At 60.9% G+C, this 20,795-nt stretch carries 20 protein-coding genes; 7 read left to right on the forward strand and 13 right to left on the reverse strand.

Translation table 11 applies throughout. From position 1 onward, the window contains the following. Position 1 precedes the first annotated feature (1 nt). Positions 2–1,321, forward strand: a complete 1,320-nt coding sequence (locus tag ACEN93_RS18115) for an LLM class flavin-dependent oxidoreductase (RefSeq protein ID WP_495610340.1) — start codon at positions 2–4, stop codon at positions 1,319–1,321. Positions 1,322–1,360: 39 nt separating this feature from the next. Next, positions 1,361–2,398: an L-glyceraldehyde 3-phosphate reductase gene (gene mgrA / locus ACEN93_RS18120; RefSeq protein WP_495610341.1), complete on the forward strand. Its 1,038-nt coding sequence runs from the start codon at positions 1,361–1,363 to the stop codon at positions 2,396–2,398. A gap of 143 nt (positions 2,399–2,541) precedes the next feature. Here mgrA and tauD read toward each other — a convergent pair whose 3' ends face one another. The 7 genes from tauD to ACEN93_RS18155 form a co-directional block, all read right to left on the reverse strand. Next, positions 2,542–3,384 (reverse strand): taurine dioxygenase, encoded by an 843-nt coding sequence (tauD, locus tag ACEN93_RS18125; protein ID WP_495610342.1) that lies wholly within the window; start codon positions 3,382–3,384, stop codon positions 2,542–2,544. A gap of 57 nt (positions 3,385–3,441) precedes the next feature. Next, positions 3,442–4,281: a taurine ABC transporter permease TauC gene (tauC, locus tag ACEN93_RS18130; RefSeq protein ID WP_039764566.1), complete on the reverse strand. Its 840-nt coding sequence runs from the start codon at positions 4,279–4,281 to the stop codon at positions 3,442–3,444. Next, on the reverse strand, positions 4,278–5,072 hold the full coding sequence (tauB, locus tag ACEN93_RS18135; protein ID WP_039764568.1) for a taurine ABC transporter ATP-binding subunit: 795 nt from the start codon (positions 5,070–5,072) through the stop codon (positions 4,278–4,280). The genes tauC and tauB overlap by 4 nt, the downstream gene beginning before the upstream one ends. A gap of 16 nt (positions 5,073–5,088) precedes the next feature. Then, entirely contained in the window at positions 5,089–6,066 is a 978-nt protein-coding gene (tauA, locus tag ACEN93_RS18140; protein WP_039764570.1) for a taurine ABC transporter substrate-binding protein, read from the reverse strand. A 341-nt stretch (positions 6,067–6,407) separates the two neighbouring features. Further along, positions 6,408–7,991: a glutamate--cysteine ligase gene (gshA, locus tag ACEN93_RS18145; RefSeq protein WP_039764572.1), complete on the reverse strand. Its 1,584-nt coding sequence runs from the start codon at positions 7,989–7,991 to the stop codon at positions 6,408–6,410. Between the two features lie 214 nt (positions 7,992–8,205). Next, positions 8,206–8,589 (reverse strand): PaaI family thioesterase, encoded by a 384-nt coding sequence (locus tag ACEN93_RS18150; RefSeq protein ID WP_052266506.1) that lies wholly within the window; start codon positions 8,587–8,589, stop codon positions 8,206–8,208. Beyond that, the gene (locus tag ACEN93_RS18155) at positions 8,589–10,913 is read right to left on the reverse strand and encodes a Tex family protein (protein ID WP_134333983.1); all 2,325 of its coding nucleotides are present in this window, start codon (positions 10,911–10,913) and stop codon (positions 8,589–8,591) included. Before ACEN93_RS18155 ends, ACEN93_RS18150 begins: the two co-directional genes overlap by 1 nt. A gap of 360 nt (positions 10,914–11,273) precedes the next feature. Here ACEN93_RS18155 and ompR point away from each other — a divergent pair, with 360 nt between their 5' ends. Both ompR and ACEN93_RS18165 read left to right on the forward strand, forming a co-directional pair. Beyond that, a complete protein-coding gene (ompR, locus tag ACEN93_RS18160) occupies positions 11,274–12,014 on the forward strand; it encodes an osmolarity response regulator transcription factor OmpR (protein ID WP_007952694.1) in 741 nt (246 codons plus the stop codon). Between the two features lie 114 nt (positions 12,015–12,128). Continuing rightward, complete coding sequence (locus ACEN93_RS18165; protein WP_039764576.1) at positions 12,129–13,442, forward strand: ATP-binding protein; 1,314 nt, start codon at positions 12,129–12,131, stop codon at positions 13,440–13,442. 83 nt (positions 13,443–13,525) lie between these two features. On the opposite strand, the gene rimK is transcribed toward ACEN93_RS18165, so the two are convergent. From rimK to rimA, 3 genes are read right to left on the reverse strand one after another with little or no spacing between them, the layout of a single operon-like run. Further along, the gene (gene rimK / locus ACEN93_RS18170) at positions 13,526–14,431 is read right to left on the reverse strand and encodes a 30S ribosomal protein S6--L-glutamate ligase (RefSeq protein ID WP_007949201.1); all 906 of its coding nucleotides are present in this window, start codon (positions 14,429–14,431) and stop codon (positions 13,526–13,528) included. Beyond that, positions 14,428–14,907, reverse strand: a complete 480-nt coding sequence (gene rimB / locus ACEN93_RS18175) for a retropepsin-like aspartic endopeptidase RimB (RefSeq protein WP_011331964.1) — start codon at positions 14,905–14,907, stop codon at positions 14,428–14,430. Before rimB ends, rimK begins: the two co-directional genes overlap by 4 nt. 16 nt (positions 14,908–14,923) lie before the next feature. Next, a complete protein-coding gene (rimA, locus tag ACEN93_RS18180) occupies positions 14,924–15,703 on the reverse strand; it encodes a S6 modification regulatory phosphodiesterase RimA (protein WP_007952688.1) in 780 nt (259 codons plus the stop codon). A 116-nt stretch (positions 15,704–15,819) separates the two neighbouring features. Here rimA and ACEN93_RS18185 point away from each other — a divergent pair, with 116 nt between their 5' ends. Beyond that, entirely contained in the window at positions 15,820–16,227 is a 408-nt protein-coding gene (locus ACEN93_RS18185; RefSeq protein WP_495610343.1) for an RNA-binding S4 domain-containing protein, read from the forward strand. Positions 16,228–16,298: 71 nt separating this feature from the next. Here the strand turns inward: ACEN93_RS18185 and ACEN93_RS18190 are convergent, their stop codons facing one another. After that, complete coding sequence (locus ACEN93_RS18190) at positions 16,299–17,099, reverse strand: phosphatase PAP2 family protein (protein WP_064592738.1); 801 nt, start codon at positions 17,097–17,099, stop codon at positions 16,299–16,301. 104 nt (positions 17,100–17,203) lie between these two features. Here ACEN93_RS18190 and hslO point away from each other — a divergent pair, with 104 nt between their 5' ends. Together hslO and ACEN93_RS18200 are read left to right on the forward strand one after the other, a co-directional pair. Beyond that, positions 17,204–18,106: an Hsp33 family molecular chaperone HslO gene (hslO, locus tag ACEN93_RS18195; protein ID WP_011331968.1), complete on the forward strand. Its 903-nt coding sequence runs from the start codon at positions 17,204–17,206 to the stop codon at positions 18,104–18,106. 181 nt (positions 18,107–18,287) lie between these two features. Beyond that, the gene (locus ACEN93_RS18200) at positions 18,288–19,829 is read left to right on the forward strand and encodes a phosphoenolpyruvate carboxykinase (RefSeq protein WP_007952682.1); all 1,542 of its coding nucleotides are present in this window, start codon (positions 18,288–18,290) and stop codon (positions 19,827–19,829) included. A gap of 172 nt (positions 19,830–20,001) precedes the next feature. On the opposite strand, the gene ACEN93_RS18205 is transcribed toward ACEN93_RS18200, so the two are convergent. Both ACEN93_RS18205 and ACEN93_RS18210 read right to left on the reverse strand, forming a co-directional pair. Continuing rightward, the gene (locus ACEN93_RS18205; protein ID WP_495611559.1) at positions 20,002–20,133 is read right to left on the reverse strand and encodes a type II toxin-antitoxin system RelE/ParE family toxin; all 132 of its coding nucleotides are present in this window, start codon (positions 20,131–20,133) and stop codon (positions 20,002–20,004) included. A gap of 139 nt (positions 20,134–20,272) precedes the next feature. Beyond that, positions 20,273–20,716, reverse strand: a complete 444-nt coding sequence (locus ACEN93_RS18210; RefSeq protein ID WP_039764743.1) for a hypothetical protein — start codon at positions 20,714–20,716, stop codon at positions 20,273–20,275. Positions 20,717–20,795: the final 79 nt, after the last annotated feature.

Raw genomic sequence — 20,795 nt, forward strand, 5'->3', positions numbered from 1 at the left:
GATGAGCAGACAGCTGAAACTCGGCGCGTTCCTCATGGCCACCGGGCACCACGTCGCCGCGTGGCGTCATCCGGACGTGCCGGCCAACGCGGGACTGGATTTCGCCCATTACAAACGCCTGGCACAGATTGCCGAGGCAGCGAAGTTCGATACGTTGTTCGTTGCCGACAGCGTTGCCGCGCCGACCCAGGACATCGCCAGTCGCATGGCCCGTTCCGATCATTTCGAGCCGCTGACCTTGCTCTCGGCGTTGAGCGCGGTGACCGAACACATCGGCCTGATCGCCACCGCGACCACCAGTTACAACGAGCCGTACCACGTGGCGCGTAAATTCGCTTCGCTCGATCACCTGTCCGGCGGCCGAGCGGGGTGGAATCTGGTGACCTCGGACAACGCCGCCGAAGCGCAGAATTTTGGCCGCGACGAACACATCGGCCATGTCGAACGCTACAGCCGCGCCCGGGAATTTCATCAGGTCGTCACCGGGCTCTGGGACAGTTGGCAGGACGATGCCTTCATTCGCGACAAGGTCACTGGCGCGTATTACGACCCGGAAAAACTGCATGTGCTGGATCACGTCGGTGAGCACTTCCGGGTCAAGGGCCCGCTGAACGTCGCGCGTTCGCCACAGGGTCAGCCGGTGATCGTGCAGGCCGGCTCGTCGGAAACCGGACGTGAACTGGCTGCACAGACCGCCGAAGTGGTGTTCACCGCGCAGACTTCACTGGCCAGCGCCCAGGCGTTTTACGCCGACCTCAAGGGGCGCTTGCCGAAGTACGGACGCAGTGCCGATTCGCTGAAAATCATGCCCGGCGTATTTGTCGTGGTCGGGCAGACGGAAGCCGAAGCGCAGGAAAAATGTGAAACGTTTCAGCAATTGGTCGAACCCGAGGTGGGCATCGCTCTGCTTGGGCGTATGCTGGGCAACTTCGATCTGTCGAAGTACCCGCTGGACGGGCCGCTGCCGGAGTTGCCGCTGACTGACAGCGGCCAGCAAAGCCGACAGAAACTGTTGACCGAACTGGCCGGCCGAGAACATCTGACCCTGGCCGAACTGGGTCGCAGAATCGCTGGCGGTCGCGGGCATTACAGCGTCGTCGGCACTCCGGCGCAGATTGCCGACCGCTTGCAGGAGTGGTTCGAGCAGGGCGCGGCGGACGGCTTCAATGTGCTGGTGCCGCACCTGCCCGGCGGGCTCGAAGACTTCGCCAATGGCGTGGTCCCGGAACTGCAACGGCGTGGGCTGTTCAGAATCGAATACGAGGGCCGGACCTTGCGCCAGAACCTTGGCCTGGCCCGGCCCGGCAATAGATTTGCGTAGCAATCGACACCCGATTCAAGACCGACAAGAGAGGATTCGATGACTTACACCGCTGCCGAAAACCGCTATGACTCCATCCCTTACCGCCGCGTCGGACGCAGCGGTCTGGTGCTGCCGGCGCTGTCCCTGGGCCTGTGGCACAACTTCGGCGACAGCACGCCGATCGACACCCAGCGCTCGTTGCTGCGCACGGCTTTCGACCTGGGCATCAACCACTTCGACCTGGCCAACAACTATGGCCCGCCCTACGGCAGCGCCGAGATCAACTTCGGCCGTCTGCTGCGCGAAGACTTCAAGCAGTACCGCGATGAACTGATCATCTCCAGCAAGGCCGGTTGGGACATGTGGCCCGGTCCTTACGGCCAGGGCGGCGGCTCGCGTAAATACGTGCTGGCCAGCCTCGACCAAAGCCTGCAACGCCTGGGCCTGGATTATGTGGATATCTTCTATTCGCACCGTTTCGACCCGGACACCCCGCTGGAAGAAACCGCCAGCGCCCTTGCCACGGCGGTGCAGCAGGGCAAGGCGCTGTACATCGGCATCTCGTCGTACTCCGGAGTGAAAACCCGCGAGATCGCCGGGTTTCTCAAAGAGTGGAAAGTGCCGCTGCTGATTCACCAACCGGCGTACAACCTGCTCAACCGCTGGGTGGAAAAGGACCTGCTCGACACCACCGATGAGCTCGGCACCGGCGTGATTGCCTTCACCCCGCTGGCGCAAGGCCTGCTGACCGACAAATACCTCAACGGCGTGCCGGCGGATGCGCGGGTCAATCGTCCGGGTGGTGGTTCGTTGCAGGCTTCGCACTTGTCCGAGGCGAACATCGCTCACGTGCGGGCGTTGAACGAGATCGCCAAACGTCGTGGGCAGAGCCTGGCGCAACTGGCGTTGGCGTGGACACTTCGGGATCCTCGGGTGACTTCGGCGCTGATTGGCGCGAGCCGACCGGAGCAGATTATCGAGAACGTCGGGGCGTTGAAGAATTTGAGTTTCAGTGCTGAGGAACTGGCGGAGATTGACCGGTTTGCTCAGGAGGGCGGGATTAATCTTTGGGAGAAGCCTTCGACGGCAGAATAACGACACACAGATCGTTCCCACGCTCCGCGTGGGAATTCAGCCCGGGACGCTCCGCGTCCCCTGCCAAGCCGAACGCGGAGCGTCCGTAGAGGCGTTCCCACGCAGAGCGTGGGAACGATCAATCTTGCTCTTGCGTTAAAGGCTCAGCGAAAAAACGGCACATCCCCCAACACCGTAGCCCGCTGCATCACCCGCCGTGCCGGCCGGTAATCATCCACCGCGTAATGCTGCGTCACGCGGTTGTCCCAGAACGCAATGTCATCTTTCTGCCAGCGCCAGCGAATGGTGAATTCCGGCCGCGTCGCATGCGCGAACAAGAACTTCAACACCGCTTCGCTCTCGGTCTCCGACAGCTCATTGATCTTCGACGTGAACCCTTCGTTGACGAACAGCGAACGCCGTCCGCTCACCGGGTGCGTGCGAATCACCGGATGCGACAGCGGTGGATTCTTGCGCCGCGCCTCTTCCCACTGCGCCAGTGCCTCCGGCGTGTTGCCATAGCGCTCCAGCGGAAACGAGCGGGTGAAATCGTGAGTCGCGGTCAGCCCTTCGAGCAACGCTTTCATCGGCGCCGACAGCGCCTCATACGCAGCAATCCCGCTGGCCCACAATGTGTCGCCACCGAACTCCGGCAACAGCTTGGCGCTGAGCACCGCGCCCATGGCCGGGGTCGGCAGGAAGGTCACGTCGGTGTGCCAGATCGCGTTGTCGCGCACGTCGGTGACGGCGGTGTCGAGGATCAGCACTTCCGGCTGCTCCGGCACGTTCGGGTAGATCGGGTGAATGTGCAGATCGCCGAAGTAGGCGGCGAATCGCGCCTGCTGCGAAGGCTCGATCGGTTGATTGCGGAAGAACAGCACCTGGTATTTGAGCAGTGCCTGCTCGATAGCGTCGCGCTGTTCCAGGTTCAGCGGCTGGCTGATGTCGACGCCGCTGATCTGTGCGCCGAGGGCCGAGCTTAACGGGGTGATGTTCAGGCTGCTCATGGTGGTTCTCTTCAATTCCGGGGCCCCGAAACTGTCGGGGTAGTCAGTGCTGAAAAATCAGTGGGCCTGGCCGTGCCACGGCACCAGTTTGCGTTGCAGGGCGCGCAGGCCCATTTCCATGGCGAAGGCGATCAGGGCGATGACCAGAATCCCCAGCACCACCACATCGGTGACCAGGAACTGCGCAGCCGACTGCACCATGAAGCCCAGGCCGCTGGTGGCCGCGATCAGTTCGGCGGCGACCAGGGTCGACCAACCCACACCCAGGCCAATGCGCACACCGGTCAGAATGTCCGGCAGCGCACTTGGCAAAATCACATGGCGGATCAGTTGCGCCCGGGTGGCGCCCAGCGACTGCGCGGCGCGCAATTTGGCCGGGTCGACGGTGCGCACACCGGTGGCGGTGGCAATCGCGATCGGAGCGAAAATCGCCAGGTAGATCAGCAGCACTTTCGACAACTCGCCGATGCCGCACCAGATCACGATCAGCGGCAAATAGGCCAGTGGCGGAATCGGCCGGTAGAACTCGATCAGCGGATCGAGCACGCCACGGGCGATGCGGTTGGCGCCGATGGCGATGCCCACCGGCACCGCGGTCAGAATCGCAAAACCCAGGCCCAGGCCGATTCGGCTGAGGCTCGCGCCCAAGTGCTGCCACAACGTCGAATCCATGTAGCCCGTGGTCGCCAGCAACCAGCCTTTTTGCAGCACGGCGGACGGTGGCGGCAGGAACAGCGGCTCGATCAGGCCGGTGGCCGTCACCGCCCACCAGATCACCAGCAACGCGAACAGGGTCAGCAGGCTGATCCAGCGAGTGCTGAGGCTGCGGCGTACGGGAGTCACCACCGACGTGGCGGCGGGTTTCACGGCGGTGGCGGAAACGTCGTAACTGCTCATGCGTGCTCCTGCCGCAGAACGGCGCTGCGTTGCGAGAACACTTTGGCAAGCACGTGTTCGCGGGTTTCGATAAAACGCGGGTCGGATTTGATGGCTCGTGCCGACTCACCGGCGGCGTAACGCTGGCCGAAGTCGAGATGCAGACGCTCGACGATCTGCCCCGGATTCGGCGCCAGCAGAATCAGGTCAGTGGCGAGGAACACCGCTTCTTCAATGTCGTGGGTAATCAGGAACACCGGTTTGGCGGTGCGTTGCCAGACTTGCAGCAACAGCTCCTGCATCTGTTCACGGGTGAAGGCGTCAAGGGCGCCGAAGGGCTCGTCCATCAGCAATACACGTGGGTCGGCGGCGAGAGCGCGGGCCAGGCCAACACGCTGTTTCTGGCCGCCGGACAGCTGCCAGATGCGACGATGTTCAAAACCGGAAAGGTCGACCAGTGCGAGCATTTCCCGAGCGCGCTGTTCGCGTTTGTCCTTGGCCACACCGGCCAGTTCCAGACCGAAAGCGACGTTGGCCAGCACGTCCTGCCAGGGCAACAGGGCGTCGTCCTGGAACACCACGCCGCGTTCGGCGCTCGGACCTTTGACCGGCACGTTGTCGAGGGTGATGCGGCCGGCGCTCGGTTCGACGAAACCGGCAATCAGGTTCAACAGCGAAGTCTTGCCACTGCCGGACGGGCCGAGGGCCACCAGCAATTGCTGAGGGCCGAGGGTCAGGGAAATATCGGACAGTACCGGTTCCGGGCTGCCGGGATACTGTGCGCTGATGCGCTCCAGCTGTAGCAAGGCCATCGCAGTTAACTCCCGATCAGTTGGTGATGTACTTGGCGCTGACGTACGGCGCGTAGTCCGGCAGTACCGCTTCGACCTTGCCTTGCTCCTTGAGAAACGCAGCGGTGTCGGTGATGGCTTTGGTGGTCGGAGCGCCGAGGTCGCTGACTTGATCCGCTGCCAGCGGGTAGACGTTGCCTTGCAGCAGCAATGGAATGTCGCTGGCTTTGGCGCCGGAGAGTTTCACCAGCTTGTCGACGTTGCTCTGATTGGCCAGCCAGGCTTTCGGATCCTTGCGGTAGTCGGCGTAGGCGTCGAGGGTGACCTTGGCGAATGCGGTGACGATTTCCGGGTGCTTCTCGGCGAAGTCCTTGCGCACGATCCAGGCGTCGAAGGTCGGCGCGCCGAACTTGGCCAGTTCACCAGACGTGATCAGCACTTTGCCGTTTTCCTTGGCCACACCCAGCGCCGGATCCCAAACGTAGGTAGCGTCGATGTCACCGCGTTTCCACGCAGCAATGATCGCTGGCGGGGCGAGGTTGAGGACGGTGACTTTCGATGGATCGATGTTCCAGTGCTTCAACGCGGCCAGCAGGCTGTAGTGACCGGTGGATACGAACGGCACGGCGATTTTCTTGCCGACCAGATCCTGCGGCGTCTTGATGCCGGAGCCGTCGCGGGCGACCAGCGCTTCGGCGGCGCCGATCTGGGTGGCGATGAGGAAGGTTTCCACCGGAACTTTGCGGGTGATCGCAGCGGTCAGCGGGCTGGAACCGAGGTAGCCGATCTGCACGTCACCGGAGGCGATGGCGGCAATGATGTCGGCACCGTTATCGAATTTGCGCCAGTTGATGTCAGCCTTGGTGGCTTTCTCGTAGGCGCCGTCGGCCTGGGCGACTTTCGCCGGGTCAACGGTGGTCTGGTAGGCGACGGTGAGGTCGGCGGCCTGAGCCAGGAAGCTCGCAGCAGCCAGAGAGGCCAAGGCCAGCAGGCGAAGCGGGAAATTCAGTTTCATTCAAGAGCTCCATATCAGGCGACCGAGCGTCGGCGTGAAAGGAGACTAAATGATCTAAGAATCTAAAAATAAATAACTTTTTAGAATTAGCTTATGAGCGGAAAAATCTAAGCCGGGGGTATTTGATAGTTCCCACGCTCTGCGTGGGAATTCAGCTTGTGACGCTCCGCGTCACTGGGACGCAGAGCGTCCCTTGAGGCTTTTTTTGATCGTTCCCACGCTCTGCGTGGGAATGCAGCTCGTGACGCTCCGCGTCACTTGAACGCGGAGCGTCCATTGAGGCGTTACCACGCAGACGGTTCGACGCCTCGACGTGGGAACGATCAAAGAACCTTCTGATGTCAGTTGCTGATCGCCAGAATGCTCGCCTGATACGACCCGACAAACACGTCGAAATCGCCCACCTCGTTCTGCTCCAGCTCCGCCTGTTGCGCCAGCGAAGACCGCGCCAGTTCTTCGAACTTCGCTTGCTCTTCAGCCGCCAACGGCTCGCTGCGGAAGAACTCGGCGTGAGCCTGGCTCTGGCGCAGGGAGAATTGCGCGAAGCTTTCCTTGTGCGTGGCCATGGCCGCCAGCACCTGGGCCGAAGGCGTCAGGGATGAATCCTTGACCTTGGCCAGTTGCGCATCGAGCGCCTTGCTGTGGGCATCGCCGCCATGGCTTTGATCCAGCAGCGCCGCCAGCGGAGCGATTTTTTCCAGCAGTTCGGCAGCCCATTCCTTCAGCTCGACCGGTTGGCCGTCGCGCTGCAATTGCAGGCCCGGACGGCGACCTTCCTTGACCACACTGAGGAAGTTGGAGGTGGCGTTGCCGCAGGAATTGTTGGTCAGCAGCGGGCTTTCGTTCAGCGCGCAGTACAGCAGGAATGCGTCGAGGAAGCGCGACTCGGTGAGGTCGATGCCCATCGGCAGGAACGGGTTGATGTCCAGGCAGCGCACTTCGACGTACTGGATGCCACGGGCCATCAAGGCCTGGATCGGCCGCTCGCCGGTGTAGGTCACGCGTTTCGGGCGGATGTTGGAGTAGTACTCGTTTTCGATCTGCAGGATGTTGGTGTTCAGTTGCACCCACTCGCCATTCTGGTGCGTACCGATTTCAACGTACGGCGCGTACGGCGTGGCCACCGCTTGGCGCAGGCTGTCGGTGTAGCTCGCCAGATCGTTGTAGCACGGGGTCAGGCCCGCCTGGGCGTTGCTCTGGTAACCGAGGTCGCTCATGCGCAGGCTGGTGGCGTAGGGCAGGTAGAGGGTGTCCGGATCCAGCTGTTCCAACTGGTGCGAGCGACCGCGCAGGAAACCCGCGTCCAGCGCCGGCGAAGCGCCGAACAGGTACATCAGCAGCCAGCTGTAGCGGCGGAAATTACGGATCAGCGCGATATAGGACGACGACTGGAAATCCCGGTCGGTGCCGACGAAGCCTTCGGCTTCTTTCAGCAGCGGCCAGAGCTTTTCCGGCAGGGAGAAGTTGTAGTGAATCCCGGCGATGCACTGCATGGTCTTGCCGTAACGCAGGGCCAGGCCCTTGCGGTAGACGTACTTGAGCTGACCGATGTTGGAGGTGCCGTAATAGGCGATCGGGATGTCTTCCTCGGCCGGCAACGGGCACGGCATCGATGGACTCCACAGGTATTCGTTGCCGAGCTTGCTGTAGGCGAAGCGATGAATCTTGTCCAGGCTGGCGAGGGTATCGGCCGGGTCCGGCAGGGCGGGCGTGATGAACTCCAGCAGCGACTCGGAATAGTCGGTGGTGATCTGTTCGTTGGTCAGCGCGGAACCCAGGGCTTCAGGGTGCGGCGTCTGGGCCAGGCGGCCTTCGCCGGTCACCCGCAGGCATTCACGTTCGATACCGTGAAGGCACTGCTCAAGCAGAGAGAGGTTAGCGCGCTCGCCGAGCAGAGCCAGGCGGCGGTTGAGAAGTTCGCTCAATTTGGATTCCTTCACGCGTCAGTCGCCCCAATATGGGGGTGGGCAGGACGGTCTACAAGGGTGAAGTTGAAACTGGCGTTTTCGCCTGGTTTTCGGGCCATGAAAGCCCCATTGGAAACGCCAACTTCAGTCCCTGAATCTGGCAGACGCGGGCGAGGAAAACTCCGACGCTGCGATCACAGCGCCGAAATTAACTCAAAATGATGAACAACATCTACAGGACAGCGAACGTGCCTTGCGCTTTTGCGACCAGTTTGTCGCCCTGCATCACGTCGGCTTCGACCACCAGCGTGCGCCGGCCCGGGTGGATCACCCGCGCCGTGCACAGCACCTCGCCTTCAGAGACGGCGCGGATGTAGTTGATCTTGCACTCGATGGTTGCGCTCTGCTGGTCGAAACCGTGGGTGCTGGAGCAGGCCAGCCCCATGGCGATATCGACCAGACTGAACAGCGCGCCGCCGTGCAGCTTGCCGCCGCGATTGCGCAGTTCGGGTTCCAGCGCCAGGGCGACTTGCGCCACCCCGGTTTCCAGGCTGTGCAGACGGCAGCCCAACAGCTTGAAAAACGCGCTCTCGACAAGCCCGGCCGGCATTTCCATCAGCGTTTCTTCAACTGCTTGGCGTTGGCGAACAGCGAGGCCATTGCGTTATTCACCGGAGCCGCCGGGGTGCTTTCCTTGCGTGGCGCCGAACCCTGCGACTGGCGTGGCGCCGAGCCCGGACGCGAGCCACGGGCACCGTCGATCTTCTCGCCCGGGGTGTCGCTCATGCGCATCGACAGGCCGACGCGTTTGCGCGGGATGTCGACTTCCATGACCTTCACCTTCACCACGTCACCGGCCTTCACCGCTTCGCGCGGATCCTTGATGAATTTCTCCGACAGCGCCGAAATGTGCACCAGACCGTCCTGATGCACGCCGATGTCGACGAACGCACCGAACGCGGTCACGTTGGTCACCACGCCTTCGAGGATCATCCCCAGTTGCAGGTCCTTCAGGTCCTCGACGCCTTCCTGGAACTCGGCGGTCTTGAACTCCGGACGCGGGTCGCGGCCCGGTTTTTCCAACTCTTGCAGAATGTCGGTGACGGTGGGCAGACCGAAAGTCTCGTCGGTGAATTTCTTCGGATCCAGACGCTTGAGGAACGCCGCATCGCCGATCAGCGAGCGGATGTCACGGTCGGTTTCAGCGGCGATGCGCTGCACCAGCGGATAGGCTTCCGGGTGAACGGCCGAGGAGTCCAGCGGGTTGTCGCCGTTCATCACGCGCAGGAAGCCGGCGGCCTGTTCGAAGGTTTTCTCGCCCAGACGCGCGACTTTCTTCAGCGCCGCGCGGGTTTTGAACGCGCCGTGCTCGTCACGGTGGGCCACGATGTTCTGCGCCAGGGTCGCGTTGAGGCCGGAGATCCGCGCCAGCAGTGCCACGGAGGCGGTGTTCACGTCCACGCCCACGGCGTTCACGCAGTCCTCGACCACGGCGTCCAGGCCGCGCGCCAGTTTCAGCTGCGACACGTCGTGCTGGTACTGGCCGACACCGATGGATTTCGGGTCGATCTTCACCAGTTCGGCCAGTGGATCCTGCAGGCGACGGGCAATCGAAACCGCGCCACGGATCGACACGTCCAGATCCGGGAATTCCTTGGCTGCCAGTTCCGAGGCCGAGTACACCGATGCACCAGCTTCGGAAACCATGACCTTGGTCATTTTCATTGCTGGATATTTTTTGATCAGTTCGATGGCCAGCTTGTCGGTCTCACGGCTGGCGGTGCCGTTGCCGATGGCGATCAGGTCGACCGAGTGCTTGGCGCACAGGGCGGCCAGGATGGCGATGGTCTGATCCCATTTGTTGTGCGGCACGTGCGGGTAAACCGTGGCGTGATCCAGCAGCTTGCCGGTGGAGTCGACCACCGCGACCTTGCAGCCGGTACGCAGGCCCGGGTCGAGGCCCAGGGTTGCGCGCGGGCCGGCCGGGGCGGCCAGCAGCAGGTCGTGCAGGTTGTGAGCGAACACGTTGATCGCTTCGGTTTCGGCGCCGTCGCGCAGCTCGCCCAGCAGGTCGGTTTCCAGGTGGGTGTAGAGCTTGACCTTCCAGGTCCAGCGCACCACTTCACCGAGCCATTTGTCGGCCGGACGGTTCTGGTTCTGGATGCCGACGTGCTGGCCGATCATGCCTTCGCACGGGTGCAGGGTGCCCGGCAGCTCTTCGCCGACTTTCAGTGCAGAGCTGAGAATGCCTTCGTTGCGGCCACGGAAAATCGCCAGTGCGCGGTGCGACGGCATGCTTTTCAGTGGTTCGTCGTGTTCGAAGTAATCGCGGAACTTGGCGCCTTCCTCTTCCTTGCCGGCGATTACGCGGGCACTGAGAGTGGCTTCCTGCTTCAGGTAGGTGCGCAGTTTTTCCAGCAGGTTGGCGTCTTCGGCGAAGCGCTCCATGAGGATGTACTTGGCGCCTTCCAGTGCTGCCTTGGCGTCGGCCACGCCTTTTTCCGCGTTGACGAAGCGCGCGGCTTCGGTTTCCGGGGTCAACGACGGGTCGTTGAACAGACCGTCGGCCAGTTCGCCGAGGCCGGCTTCCAGGGCAATCTGGCCCTTGGTGCGGCGCTTCTGCTTGTACGGCAGGTACAAGTCTTCGAGGCGGGTCTTGGTGTCGGCGAGTTTGATTTCGCGCTCCAGCTCAGGGGTGAGTTTGCCCTGCTCCTGAATGCTGGAAAGAATGCTGATGCGCCGTTCGTCGAGTTCTCGCAGGTAGCGCAGACGCTCTTCCAGATGACGCAGTTGGGTGTCATCGAGGCTGCCGGTCACTTCTTTCCGGTAACGGGCGATGAAGGGAACGGTAGAGCCTTCATCGAGTAGCGCGACGGCCGCTTCGACCTGTTGTGGGCGTACGCCGAGTTCCTCGGCGATGCGGCTGTTGATGCTGTCCATAAAACCACCTGACAAATTGTGAAAGCAGGCTCGCAGGCGCGTAAATGAAGGCCCGGAGTCTGGTGGGGCGGCTTGATGCTGGCCGCTGCCTGGGTCAAAAGGCATCCCATTGACCCGTGAAATCGAACAATTACTGCGGCGCCCATGAAAATAAGGGACGGCCACCTGCGGTAACGATTCAGACGTTGCCTGGCACAAAAGGCCGCGCATTATAACCAGCGTTCTGTCATTCGGGGGCGACGCAGTCTGTAGGCACAAGCCCCGGTTTTCTGGCAGTGAAGGAAAAATCTGCTAACAATGCACACGGTGCGTATAACGGCAGCTACGCCATAATGCGCGCCGAGCTAAAAGGAGCATCCAATGAGCAGCACTGCACAAACTGCTGAAGGCGAAAAAATTCTCATCGTTGACGACGATCCGGGGCTGAGCAGCCTGCTGGAACGCTTTTTCGTCAGCAAGGGCTACCGTGCCCGCGCCGTACCGAACACCGAGCAGATGGATCGTCTGCTGTCGCGTGAAGTGTTCAACCTGGTCGTCCTCGACCTGATGCTGCCCGGCGAAGACGGCCTGACTGCTTGCCGTCGCCTGCGTGGCGCGAACAATCAGATTCCGATCATCATGCTGACCGCCAAGGGCGACGAGCTGAGTCGTATCAAGGGCCTGGAACTGGGCGCCGACGACTATCTGGCCAAACCGTTCAACCCGGACGAGCTGATGGCCCGCGTCAAGGCCGTGTTGCGCCGTCAGGCCGCACCGGTGCCGGGCGCGCCGGGCAGTGAAGAAGAAAACGTCACGTTCGGCGACTACGTGCTCTCCCTGGCCACCCGCGAACTCAAACGCGGCGATGAAGTGCACATGCTCACCACCGGTGAGTTTGCGGTACTCAAGGCTTTGGTGATGAACGCCCGTCAGCCGCTGACCCGCGACAAGCTGATGAACCTGGCCCGTGGCCGTGAGTGGGATGCCCTTGAGCGTTCCATCGACGTGCAGATTTCCCGTCTGCGCCGGATGATCGAACCCGATCCGTCCAAGCCGCGTTACATCCAGACCGTCTGGGGTGTTGGCTATGTGTTCGTGCCGGATGGCAACTCCACCAAGTGATGGGTGATTTGTAGGAGCGAGTCTGCGGGGGACGGTCGGAAACGCCGTCCGCGCAGACTCGCAATCCGCAATATGCGAGCATTGCTCGCTCCTGCAAGTGTGTAGCGGTTATCCATGAAAACCCCCGTCTGGTTCCCCCAAAGTTTCTTCTCCCGCACCCTGTGGCTGGTGCTCATCGTCGTATTGTTTTCCAAGGCATTGACCCTGGTTTATCTCTTGATGAACGAGGACGTGCTGGTGGACCGCCAATACAGCCACGGCGTCGCCCTGACGCTGCGTGCCTACTGGGCCGCCGATGAAGAAAACCGCGCGAAAATCGCCGATGCCGCGACCTTGATCCGGGTGGTCGGCGCCGGTGTGCCGGAAGGCGAACAACATTGGCCCTACAGTGAAATCTACCAGCGGCAGATGCAGGCGGAGCTGGGCGCTGACACCGAAGTGCGCTTGCGCATGCACTCACCGCCGGCCTTATGGGTTCGCGCGCCGAGCCTCGGTGATGGCTGGCTGAAAGTGCCACTGTATCCACACCCGTTGCGTGGCCAGAAAATCTGGAACGTGCTCGGCTGGTTCCTGGCGATCGGGTTGCTGTCCACGGCGTCTGCGTGGATTTTCGTCAGCCAGCTCAACCAACCGTTGAAGCGTCTGGTCTACGCCGCCCGGCAACTCGGCCAGGGCCGCAGCGTGCGCCTGCCGATCAGTGACACCCCCAGCGAGATGGCCGAGGTTTATCGCGCCTTCAACCAGATGGCCGAAGACGTCGAGCAGGCCGGCCGCGAGCGTGAGCTGATGCTGGCGGGGGTCTCGCATGACTTGCGTACGCCGCTGACCCGTTTGAGGCTGTCGCTGGAGTTGATGGGGGACCGCACGGATCTGACCAACGATATGGTGCGCGACATCGAAGACATGGACGCCATCCTCGACCAGTTCCTCGCGTTCATTCGCGATGGTCGGGACGAGTCGGTGGAGGAAGTGGATCTCAGTGATCTGGTGCGTGAAGTCGCGGCACCGTACAACCAGAGTGAAGAGAAAGTGCGCCTGCGCCTGGAGCCGATCCAGCCGTTCCCGTTGCGGCGGGTGTCGATGAAGCGTTTGCTGAACAACCTGATTGGCAACGCGTTGAATCATGCTGGCGGCAGCGTGGACGTCGCGGCCTATGTCTCCGGGGACACGAGTGCGCCGTACGTGGTGCTGAGCGTAATGGACCGTGGGGCGGGAATCGCCCCGTCGGAACTTGAGGCGATTTTCAACCCGTTCACCCGAGGTGATCGGGCGCGGGGCGGAAAAGGTACCGGCCTGGGGCTGGCGATCGTCAAGCGGATTGCTTCGATGCACGGCGGCAATGTTGAACTGCGCAACCGCTCCGGTGGCGGGCTGGAGGCGCGGGTTCGATTGCCGCTGGGGTTGATGCTGCCAAGAGATGCCGTTTAACGGCAGCTACAAGCGGCAAGCGACAAGCCAAAGCTGCTTTTACTCGCCGCTTGCAGCTCGTAGCTCGCCGCTCCCCAGTGCCCCTATCCCTTGCCTTTGGTGCGGGTCATGTTCGGCCCGCCATTCTTCTCAAGGTGTTCGATGATGATCCCCGCCACGTTTTTGCCCGTGGTGGTTTCGATCCCTTCCAGGCCCGGTGACGAGTTCACCTCCATCACCAGCGGCCCGTGGTTGGAGCGCAGGATATCGACACCCGCCACCGCCAGCCCCATGACCTTTGCCGCACGCAGCGCGGTCATGCGTTCTTCCGGAGTGATCTTGATCAGGCTGGCACTGCCGCCACGGTGCAGGTTGGAGCGGAATTCGCCGGGCTTGGCCTGACGCTTCATCGCCGCGATCACCTTGTCGCCGACCACGAAGCAGCGGATGTCGGCGCCGCCAGCCTCCTTGATGTATTCCTGCACCATGATGTTCTGCTTCAGGCCCATGAACGCCTCGATCACCGACTCCGCAGCCGTTGCGGTTTCGCACAGCACCACGCCGATGCCCTGGGTGCCTTCGAGCACTTTGATCACCAGCGGCGCGCCGTTGACCATGTCGATCAGATCGGGAATGTCGTCAGGCGAGTGGGCGAAGCCGGTCACTGGCAAACCGATGCCCCGGCGCGACAGCAATTGCAGCGAACGCAGCTTGTCCCGCGAGCGGGCGATGGCCACCGATTCGTTGAGCGGAAACACGCCCATCATTTCAAACTGGCGCAACACCGCACAGCCATAAAACGTCACCGACGCGCCGATCCGCGGGATCACTGCATCGAAACCTTCCAGCGGCTTGCCGCGGTAGTGGATCTGCGGCTTGTGGCTGGCAATGTTCATGTAGGCGCGCAAGGTGTCGATCACCACCATTTCATGCCCGCGTTCGGTTCCGGCTTCGACCAGACGGCGGGTGGAATACAGACGCGGGTTCCGCGACAGCACAGCGATCTTCATGCAACACCTGTGGAGGAGGTAGATACCGGGAACACCGGCTTGTCTTGTACATATTTGATGCCCGGATTGACCACCAGCTGGCCGTCGATCAGGGCTTTGGAACCGAGCAGCAGGCGATAGCGCATGGACTTGCGGCAGGCGAGGGTGAATTCGATCGGCCAGACCCGATCACCCAGGGCCAGGGTGGTGCTGATCACGTAGCGCACCTGAGCCTGGCCATTCGAACTCTTGATGGTCTTGCGGGCGACCAGCGGCGCTTCGCAGCGTCGATGGCGCAGCTGCACGACGGTGCCCAGGTGCGCGGTGAAGCGCACCCACTTCTCGCCGTCGCGTTCGAACGGCTCGATGTCGGTGGCATGCAGGCTGGAGGTGCTGGCGCCGGTGTCGATTTTTGCCCGAAGGCCGGCGACTCCCAGATCCGGAAGCGCCACCCACTCGCGCAGACCGATAACGGTCAAATGGTCAAATGTCTTCAATGGAAAAAACCAACGATTAACGCGTCCACGCTTCAGGGGACACCTGGGCTAACGCTTTGAATGCGGGTCTGGCGAACCAGTAACCCTGCATCAGAAATATTCCGCAGTCCGCCAGGAAATCCCGTTCACCCGCACTCTCTATGCCTTCGGCGATGACTGTAACGTCCAACTCCGCACAGATTGTGACAATCCCCCGAACGATAGCCTGACGAACACGGTCACGGTCGATATCGCGAATCAGCGCCATATCGAGTTTGATCAGGTCCGGTTGGAAATCGGCCAGCAGATTGAGCCCCGAATAGCCGGCACCGAAATCGTCGATGGCCGTCTTGAAGCCGAATTCGCGGTATTCACGCAGAATATTGGTCAAATGGCGATAGTTATCTACATGCTCGCTTTCCAGTGTTTCGAAAATCAGCCGGTCGATCGGAAAATTGTGTTTCCTGGCGGCCTCCAAGGTGCTGCGAATGCACAACTCTGGACGATAGACGGCGTTGGGCATGAAGTTGATCGACAAGTGTGTCTGCATATTAAGTTCGGCCGCGCCTTCGATGGCGCGAGTCCGGCAGAGCTGGTCGAAACGGTAGCGGTTATCTTCTGTAACCTGATCCAGCACGGTTAATGCGCCTTCACCAGCCGCACCACGAACCAGTGCCTCGTAGGCGTACACCGACTCGTCACGCAGATCCACGATGGGCTGATAAGCGAACGAAAAATCGAAGCCCAGCGGCTCGCTTTGCTGGCAGCCCAGGCACCCGGATTTGGGCGAGGTCAATGAAGACGGAAATTTGGTCACTCGATCACTCCATGCCGTTGAACCGGCGAAGATCACAGTTTATCTGGAGGGCCGAGTTCTTGCGCCCGACAGAATCGGTAGTACAGTTCCGACTACTGGCTGAACGAGGAATTCATATGGCACAAAAAAGCGAAGAGGACGACAAGGTTCGTCTCGATAAGTGGCTGTGGGCCGCGCGTTTTTTCAAGACTCGCGCCTTGGCCAAAGCCGCCATCGAGAGTGGCAAGGTGCATTGTCGCGGAGAGCGCTGCAAGCCTGGCAAAGAACCACGCATTGGCGATGAATTCGAGATTCGCGCCGGCTTCGACGAGAAGACCGTTGTGGTTCAGGCCCTGTCGATCGTGCGTCGCGGCGCACCTGAGGCGCAGACGCTGTATGCCGAGACCGAGGCCAGCATTGCCAAGCGTGAAGCGGCTGCGGCGATGCGCAGGGCAGGCGCTCTGGGTGTGACCACCGACGGCAAACCGAGCAAGAAGCAGCGTCGGGATCTGTTTAAATTTCGTGGGAACAGTAGCGGCGAATAAAAAAACGCAGCCTGCCGGCCTGGGTGCAAGACCCCGCCGGCGGCTGCGCTTTTTTGTTCAGCAATGTTCGATTATTGCGCGGACACCACACTCATCCGCGAAACCACCGGCAGTTTGCCCAGCAGCCGGAATACCGGTGCCGTGACCTTCAACCAGAAGTTCGCCGCGTGATAAGCAAACGGCGTGTAGTAACCCCAGCCCAGTGCCCACACCGCCAGCAGCATGCCGCCGATGTAATCGTCCTGGCCCCAATGAGCACCGGCGACCAGACGCGGCAACATGAACAGCAGTGCCAGGCCCCAGATCACCAGAAACTGACCAGCCGTACGGCTGAACACGCCCATGAACAGCGCCCAGATCAGCAGCACCGAGGCGTGGTCACCGGGGAAGCTCTGGCTCGAGCGATCCTTCAGCTCCCAGGTCTTCTCCAGATGCGGGAAGTAATCGCTGATATGCACGGCACCTTCGAGCACCATCGACGGGCTGCTGTGCTGCCAGCCCATGTGATCGGAGAACTTGGAAAACAGCGCGCGGATCACCACCATCAGCAGCAGGATCGAGAAAAAACCGAAAAAGGCGCGGCGCACGTCAATCGCCCTGAACACCCAGTCGCCCTTGATCAGCAGCGTCAGCAGAATCAGGCCGACGACGATGTCGAACGGTCGCAGACTTGCAATTGCCCAGATGTGGAGCCATATGGGGTTGCTGGCCAGCGGTGCGTTGAGTGAGCGGAACAGCCACTCGTCGAAAATCACACACAGCATCTGACCTGTAGGCCATAACCAGAAAGCCAGTAGTGCCAATGGCACAACGTTGCACAGAACCAGCCGGCCGAGGTTCCACCTTGATTGGAACAAACCCGGATTGTTCATAAAATGCCTCCCGTGGCTGAACATCGGCATCAAAAAGGATGCCAGAAGCGCGGGATTTTCATTCTTTGTAACCATTTTGTCATCACATTCAGATACCCAGACCTATGACCGATTTCCTCGATACCGATTACACCCAACGCTTCATCTTCGATGACAGCGACACGCGCGGCGAACTGGTGTCGCTGGAGCGCAGCTACGCCGAAGTGCTCGCCAAGCACCCGTACCCGGAACCGGTTGCGCAATTGCTGGGTGAACTGATGGCCGCCGCCTCGTTGCTGGTGGGCACCCTGAAATTCGATGGCTTGCTGATTCTTCAGGCCCGTTCCGAAGGCCCGATCCCGCTGTTGATGATCGAGTGCTCCAGCGAGCGCGAAATCCGCGGCCTGGCGCGCTATCACGCCGAGCAGATTCCTGCCGACGCGACCCTCGGCGACCTGATGCCGAACGGTGTCCTTGCCTTGACCGTCGACCCGATCGCTGGCCAGCGTTATCAGGGCATCGTTGATCTCGACGGCGAAACCCTGTCCGACTGCTTCACCAACTATTTCGTCATGTCCCAGCAGGTCGGCACTCGCTTCAAGCTGTGCGCCGACGGCCGTCGTGCCCGTGGTCTGCTGCTGCAGCAACTGCCGGCCGATCGCCTGAAAGACGAAGAAGAACGCGCCGCCAGCTGGCAGCACATCACCGCGCTGGGCAACACCCTGACCGCTGATGAACTGTTGAGCCTGGACAACGAAACGGTCCTGCACCGCCTCTACCATGAGGAGCAGGTTCGTCTGTTCGATGTGCAGAAACTGCGCTTCCACTGCAGCTGCTCCCGCGAGCGTTCCGGCAATGCACTGGTCAGCCTGGGTCTGGAAGATGCGCAGGCACTGGTGGCCGAGCAAGGTGGCCAAGTCGAGATCGATTGCCAGTTCTGCAACCAGCGCTACCTGTTCGACGCGGCAGATATCGCTCAATTGTTCGCTGGCGCGGGCGTCGAGACGCCGTCAGATACCCGGCACTAAAACGGTTCAGCGCAGGTAAATTCACTGCTCAACGACGGAATTACGCCGTTACGACGGGAGGGCCCTACTCTTTTTGGGCTTTTCTGGCATAATCCGGCCCACTTTTTTCGCGGTAGTAGTGCACGACTTTCTACTACAAAACGTTTGGAGCACACTCGGCCACTGGCCGACGGGGAACCTCATGACGCAAGCCAATAACGCCGTGTACACCGATCTGAGTGTTGATGATCTGGTAAAAGAAGCCCTGAACCGCGGTGAAGGCGAGCTTGCCGATACCGGCGCTCTGGTTGTTCGCACCGGTCACCGCACCGGCCGTTCGCCAGTCGACCGTTTCATCGTTGAAGAGCCTTCCACCCAGGCTGCCATTGCCTGGGGCCCGATCAACCGCAAGTTCCCGGCCGACAAGTTCGACGCGCTGTGGGCTCGTGTTGAAGCATTCAACAACGCGCAAGAGCATTTCGTTTCCCACGTGCATGTAGGCGCGGCCGAAGATCACTACCTGGCCGTGAAAATGACCACCCAGACTGCCTGGCAGAACCTGTTCGGTCGTTGCCTGTTCATTAACCCGGCTCAGTACAACCCGGCCGGTCGCGAAGAGTGGCAAGTGCTGAACGTCGCCAACTTCGAGTGCGTGCCAGAGCGTGACGGCACCAACTCCGACGGTTGCGTGATCATCAACTTCGCCCAGAAGAAAGTGCTGATCGCCGGCATGCGTTACGCCGGTGAAATGAAGAAAGCCATGTTCTCCGTGCAGAACTTCCTGCTGCCGGCCGCTGACGTGCTGCCAATGCACTGCGCTGCCAACATCGGCGAAGAAGGCGACGTGACCCTGTTCTTCGGTCTGTCGGGCACCGGCAAGACCACCCTGTCCGCCGACGAAAGCCGTTACCTGATCGGTGACGACGAACACGGCTGGGGCGAAGGCGTTGTCTTCAACATCGAAGGCGGCTGCTACGCCAAGTGCATCGACTTGTCCGAGAAGAACGAGCCGGTCATCTGGAAAGCCATCAAGCACGGCGCGGTGCTGGAAAACGTCGTGATCGACGATGCCAAGCACGCCGACTACGCCGATGTCAGCCTGACCCAGAACAGCCGCGCGGCCTACCCGCTGGAGCACGTTGCCAAGCGTTCCGAGAAGAACCTGGGCGGCGAGCCGAACGCTGTGATCTTCCTGACCTGCGACCTGACCGGCGTGCTGCCGCCAGTGTCGATCCTCAACGAAGAACAAGCGGCCTACCACTTCCTGTCCGGCTACACCGCACTGGTGGGCTCGACCGAAATGGGTTCGGGCAGCGGCATCAAGTCGACCTTCTCCACCTGCTTCGGCGCACCGTTCTTCCCGCGTCCGGCCGGCGAATACGCTGAACTGCTGATCAAGCGCATCCGCGGCTTCGGCTCCAAGGTCTACCTGGTCAACACCGGCTGGACCGGTGGCGGCTACGGCGTCGGCAAACGCTTCAACATCCCGACCACCCGCGCGGTGATCGCAGCGATCCAGAGCGGCGCGCTGATCGGTGCTGCCACCGAGCACCTGGACACCATCAACCTGGACGTGCCACTGGCCGTACCGGGCGTCGAAACCAACCTGCTCAACCCACGCAACACCTGGGCTGACAAGGCTGCATACGACGAAGCTGCCAAAGCACTGGCCGGTCTGTTCATCGAGAACTTCAAGAAGTTCGAAGTGAGCGACGCGATCAAGGCTGCCGGGCCTAAGTTGTAAGACTTAGTTCTGGTGAATGAAAAAGCCGCCTGTTGAGGGCGGCTTTTTTGTGGGTGACGGGTTGGACTTCATTGTCAGATCAACTGCCATTATTCCCGCAGAATCCGCGTTAAACAGCCAGAATAATGCTACTTAAGGAGCCGCGAACTCCTAAGCATTTTCCCTCCAGCCATCATGGCCATTGCCGTCTGGTATGCAGCACTCGTAGCACTTCCACAACATCAACTTTGACTGTGTAGATGATGACGTAGTTTGGAGTGACGACGATTTCGCGGGTACCTCCCGCGATACCTTTTCGGTACAGGCTGGGTGCTGCCGAGCGCTTTCTCCTTTCAGTTCGAAAGCCTCATCAAGTTCAATCGCTGCAGCGGGATTTTCCTGGCCGATACGCTCCATGATGTTGTCTCGGTCATCCAGCGCTTCTTGGCGCCAGACCAACCTCATCAACGTGCTCGCTGACGAAGGGCATCCCGTTTGGCGGCAAATATCCTGCGAGCGTCTTCATCGCTGACGCTGGGTCTTGGGTCATCAATGCTGATTTGTACCTGTTGCTTGACCCATTCTTCATACGCAGCTGCTTCATGAGCTTGTTTCATCGCTTCGGCGCGATCAGGGCGGGCATAGGTTTTTATCTGAAGAGGGTCATAACTGGAGGCGTCCACATCGAAGTGATTGATGCCCACTCCTTGCAGGTAGGTCACCAGTGTTTCAAGCCGCTTGAACAGACGTACCTGGCCACTGCGTTGTGCGGTCAGTGAGTATTCTTTGCTTCCTTGCTGAATCTGAATCGACCAGCCACCCGGTTTGGCGACGATATGTGCGCTACTGATCGAACCGTTCTCAAACAGCCGCGTGAGAGTGCTGTGATCAATGGTTTCAGTGGTCATGAAGGCAAGCCCTTGGTTGAACAATGGCTCCCATCGTACGCAATCAATAATAGTTTGCAAAATTCTGATCCTTAAGTTT

The sequence above is a fragment of the Pseudomonas sp. Pseusp21 genome, from assembly GCF_059492145.1.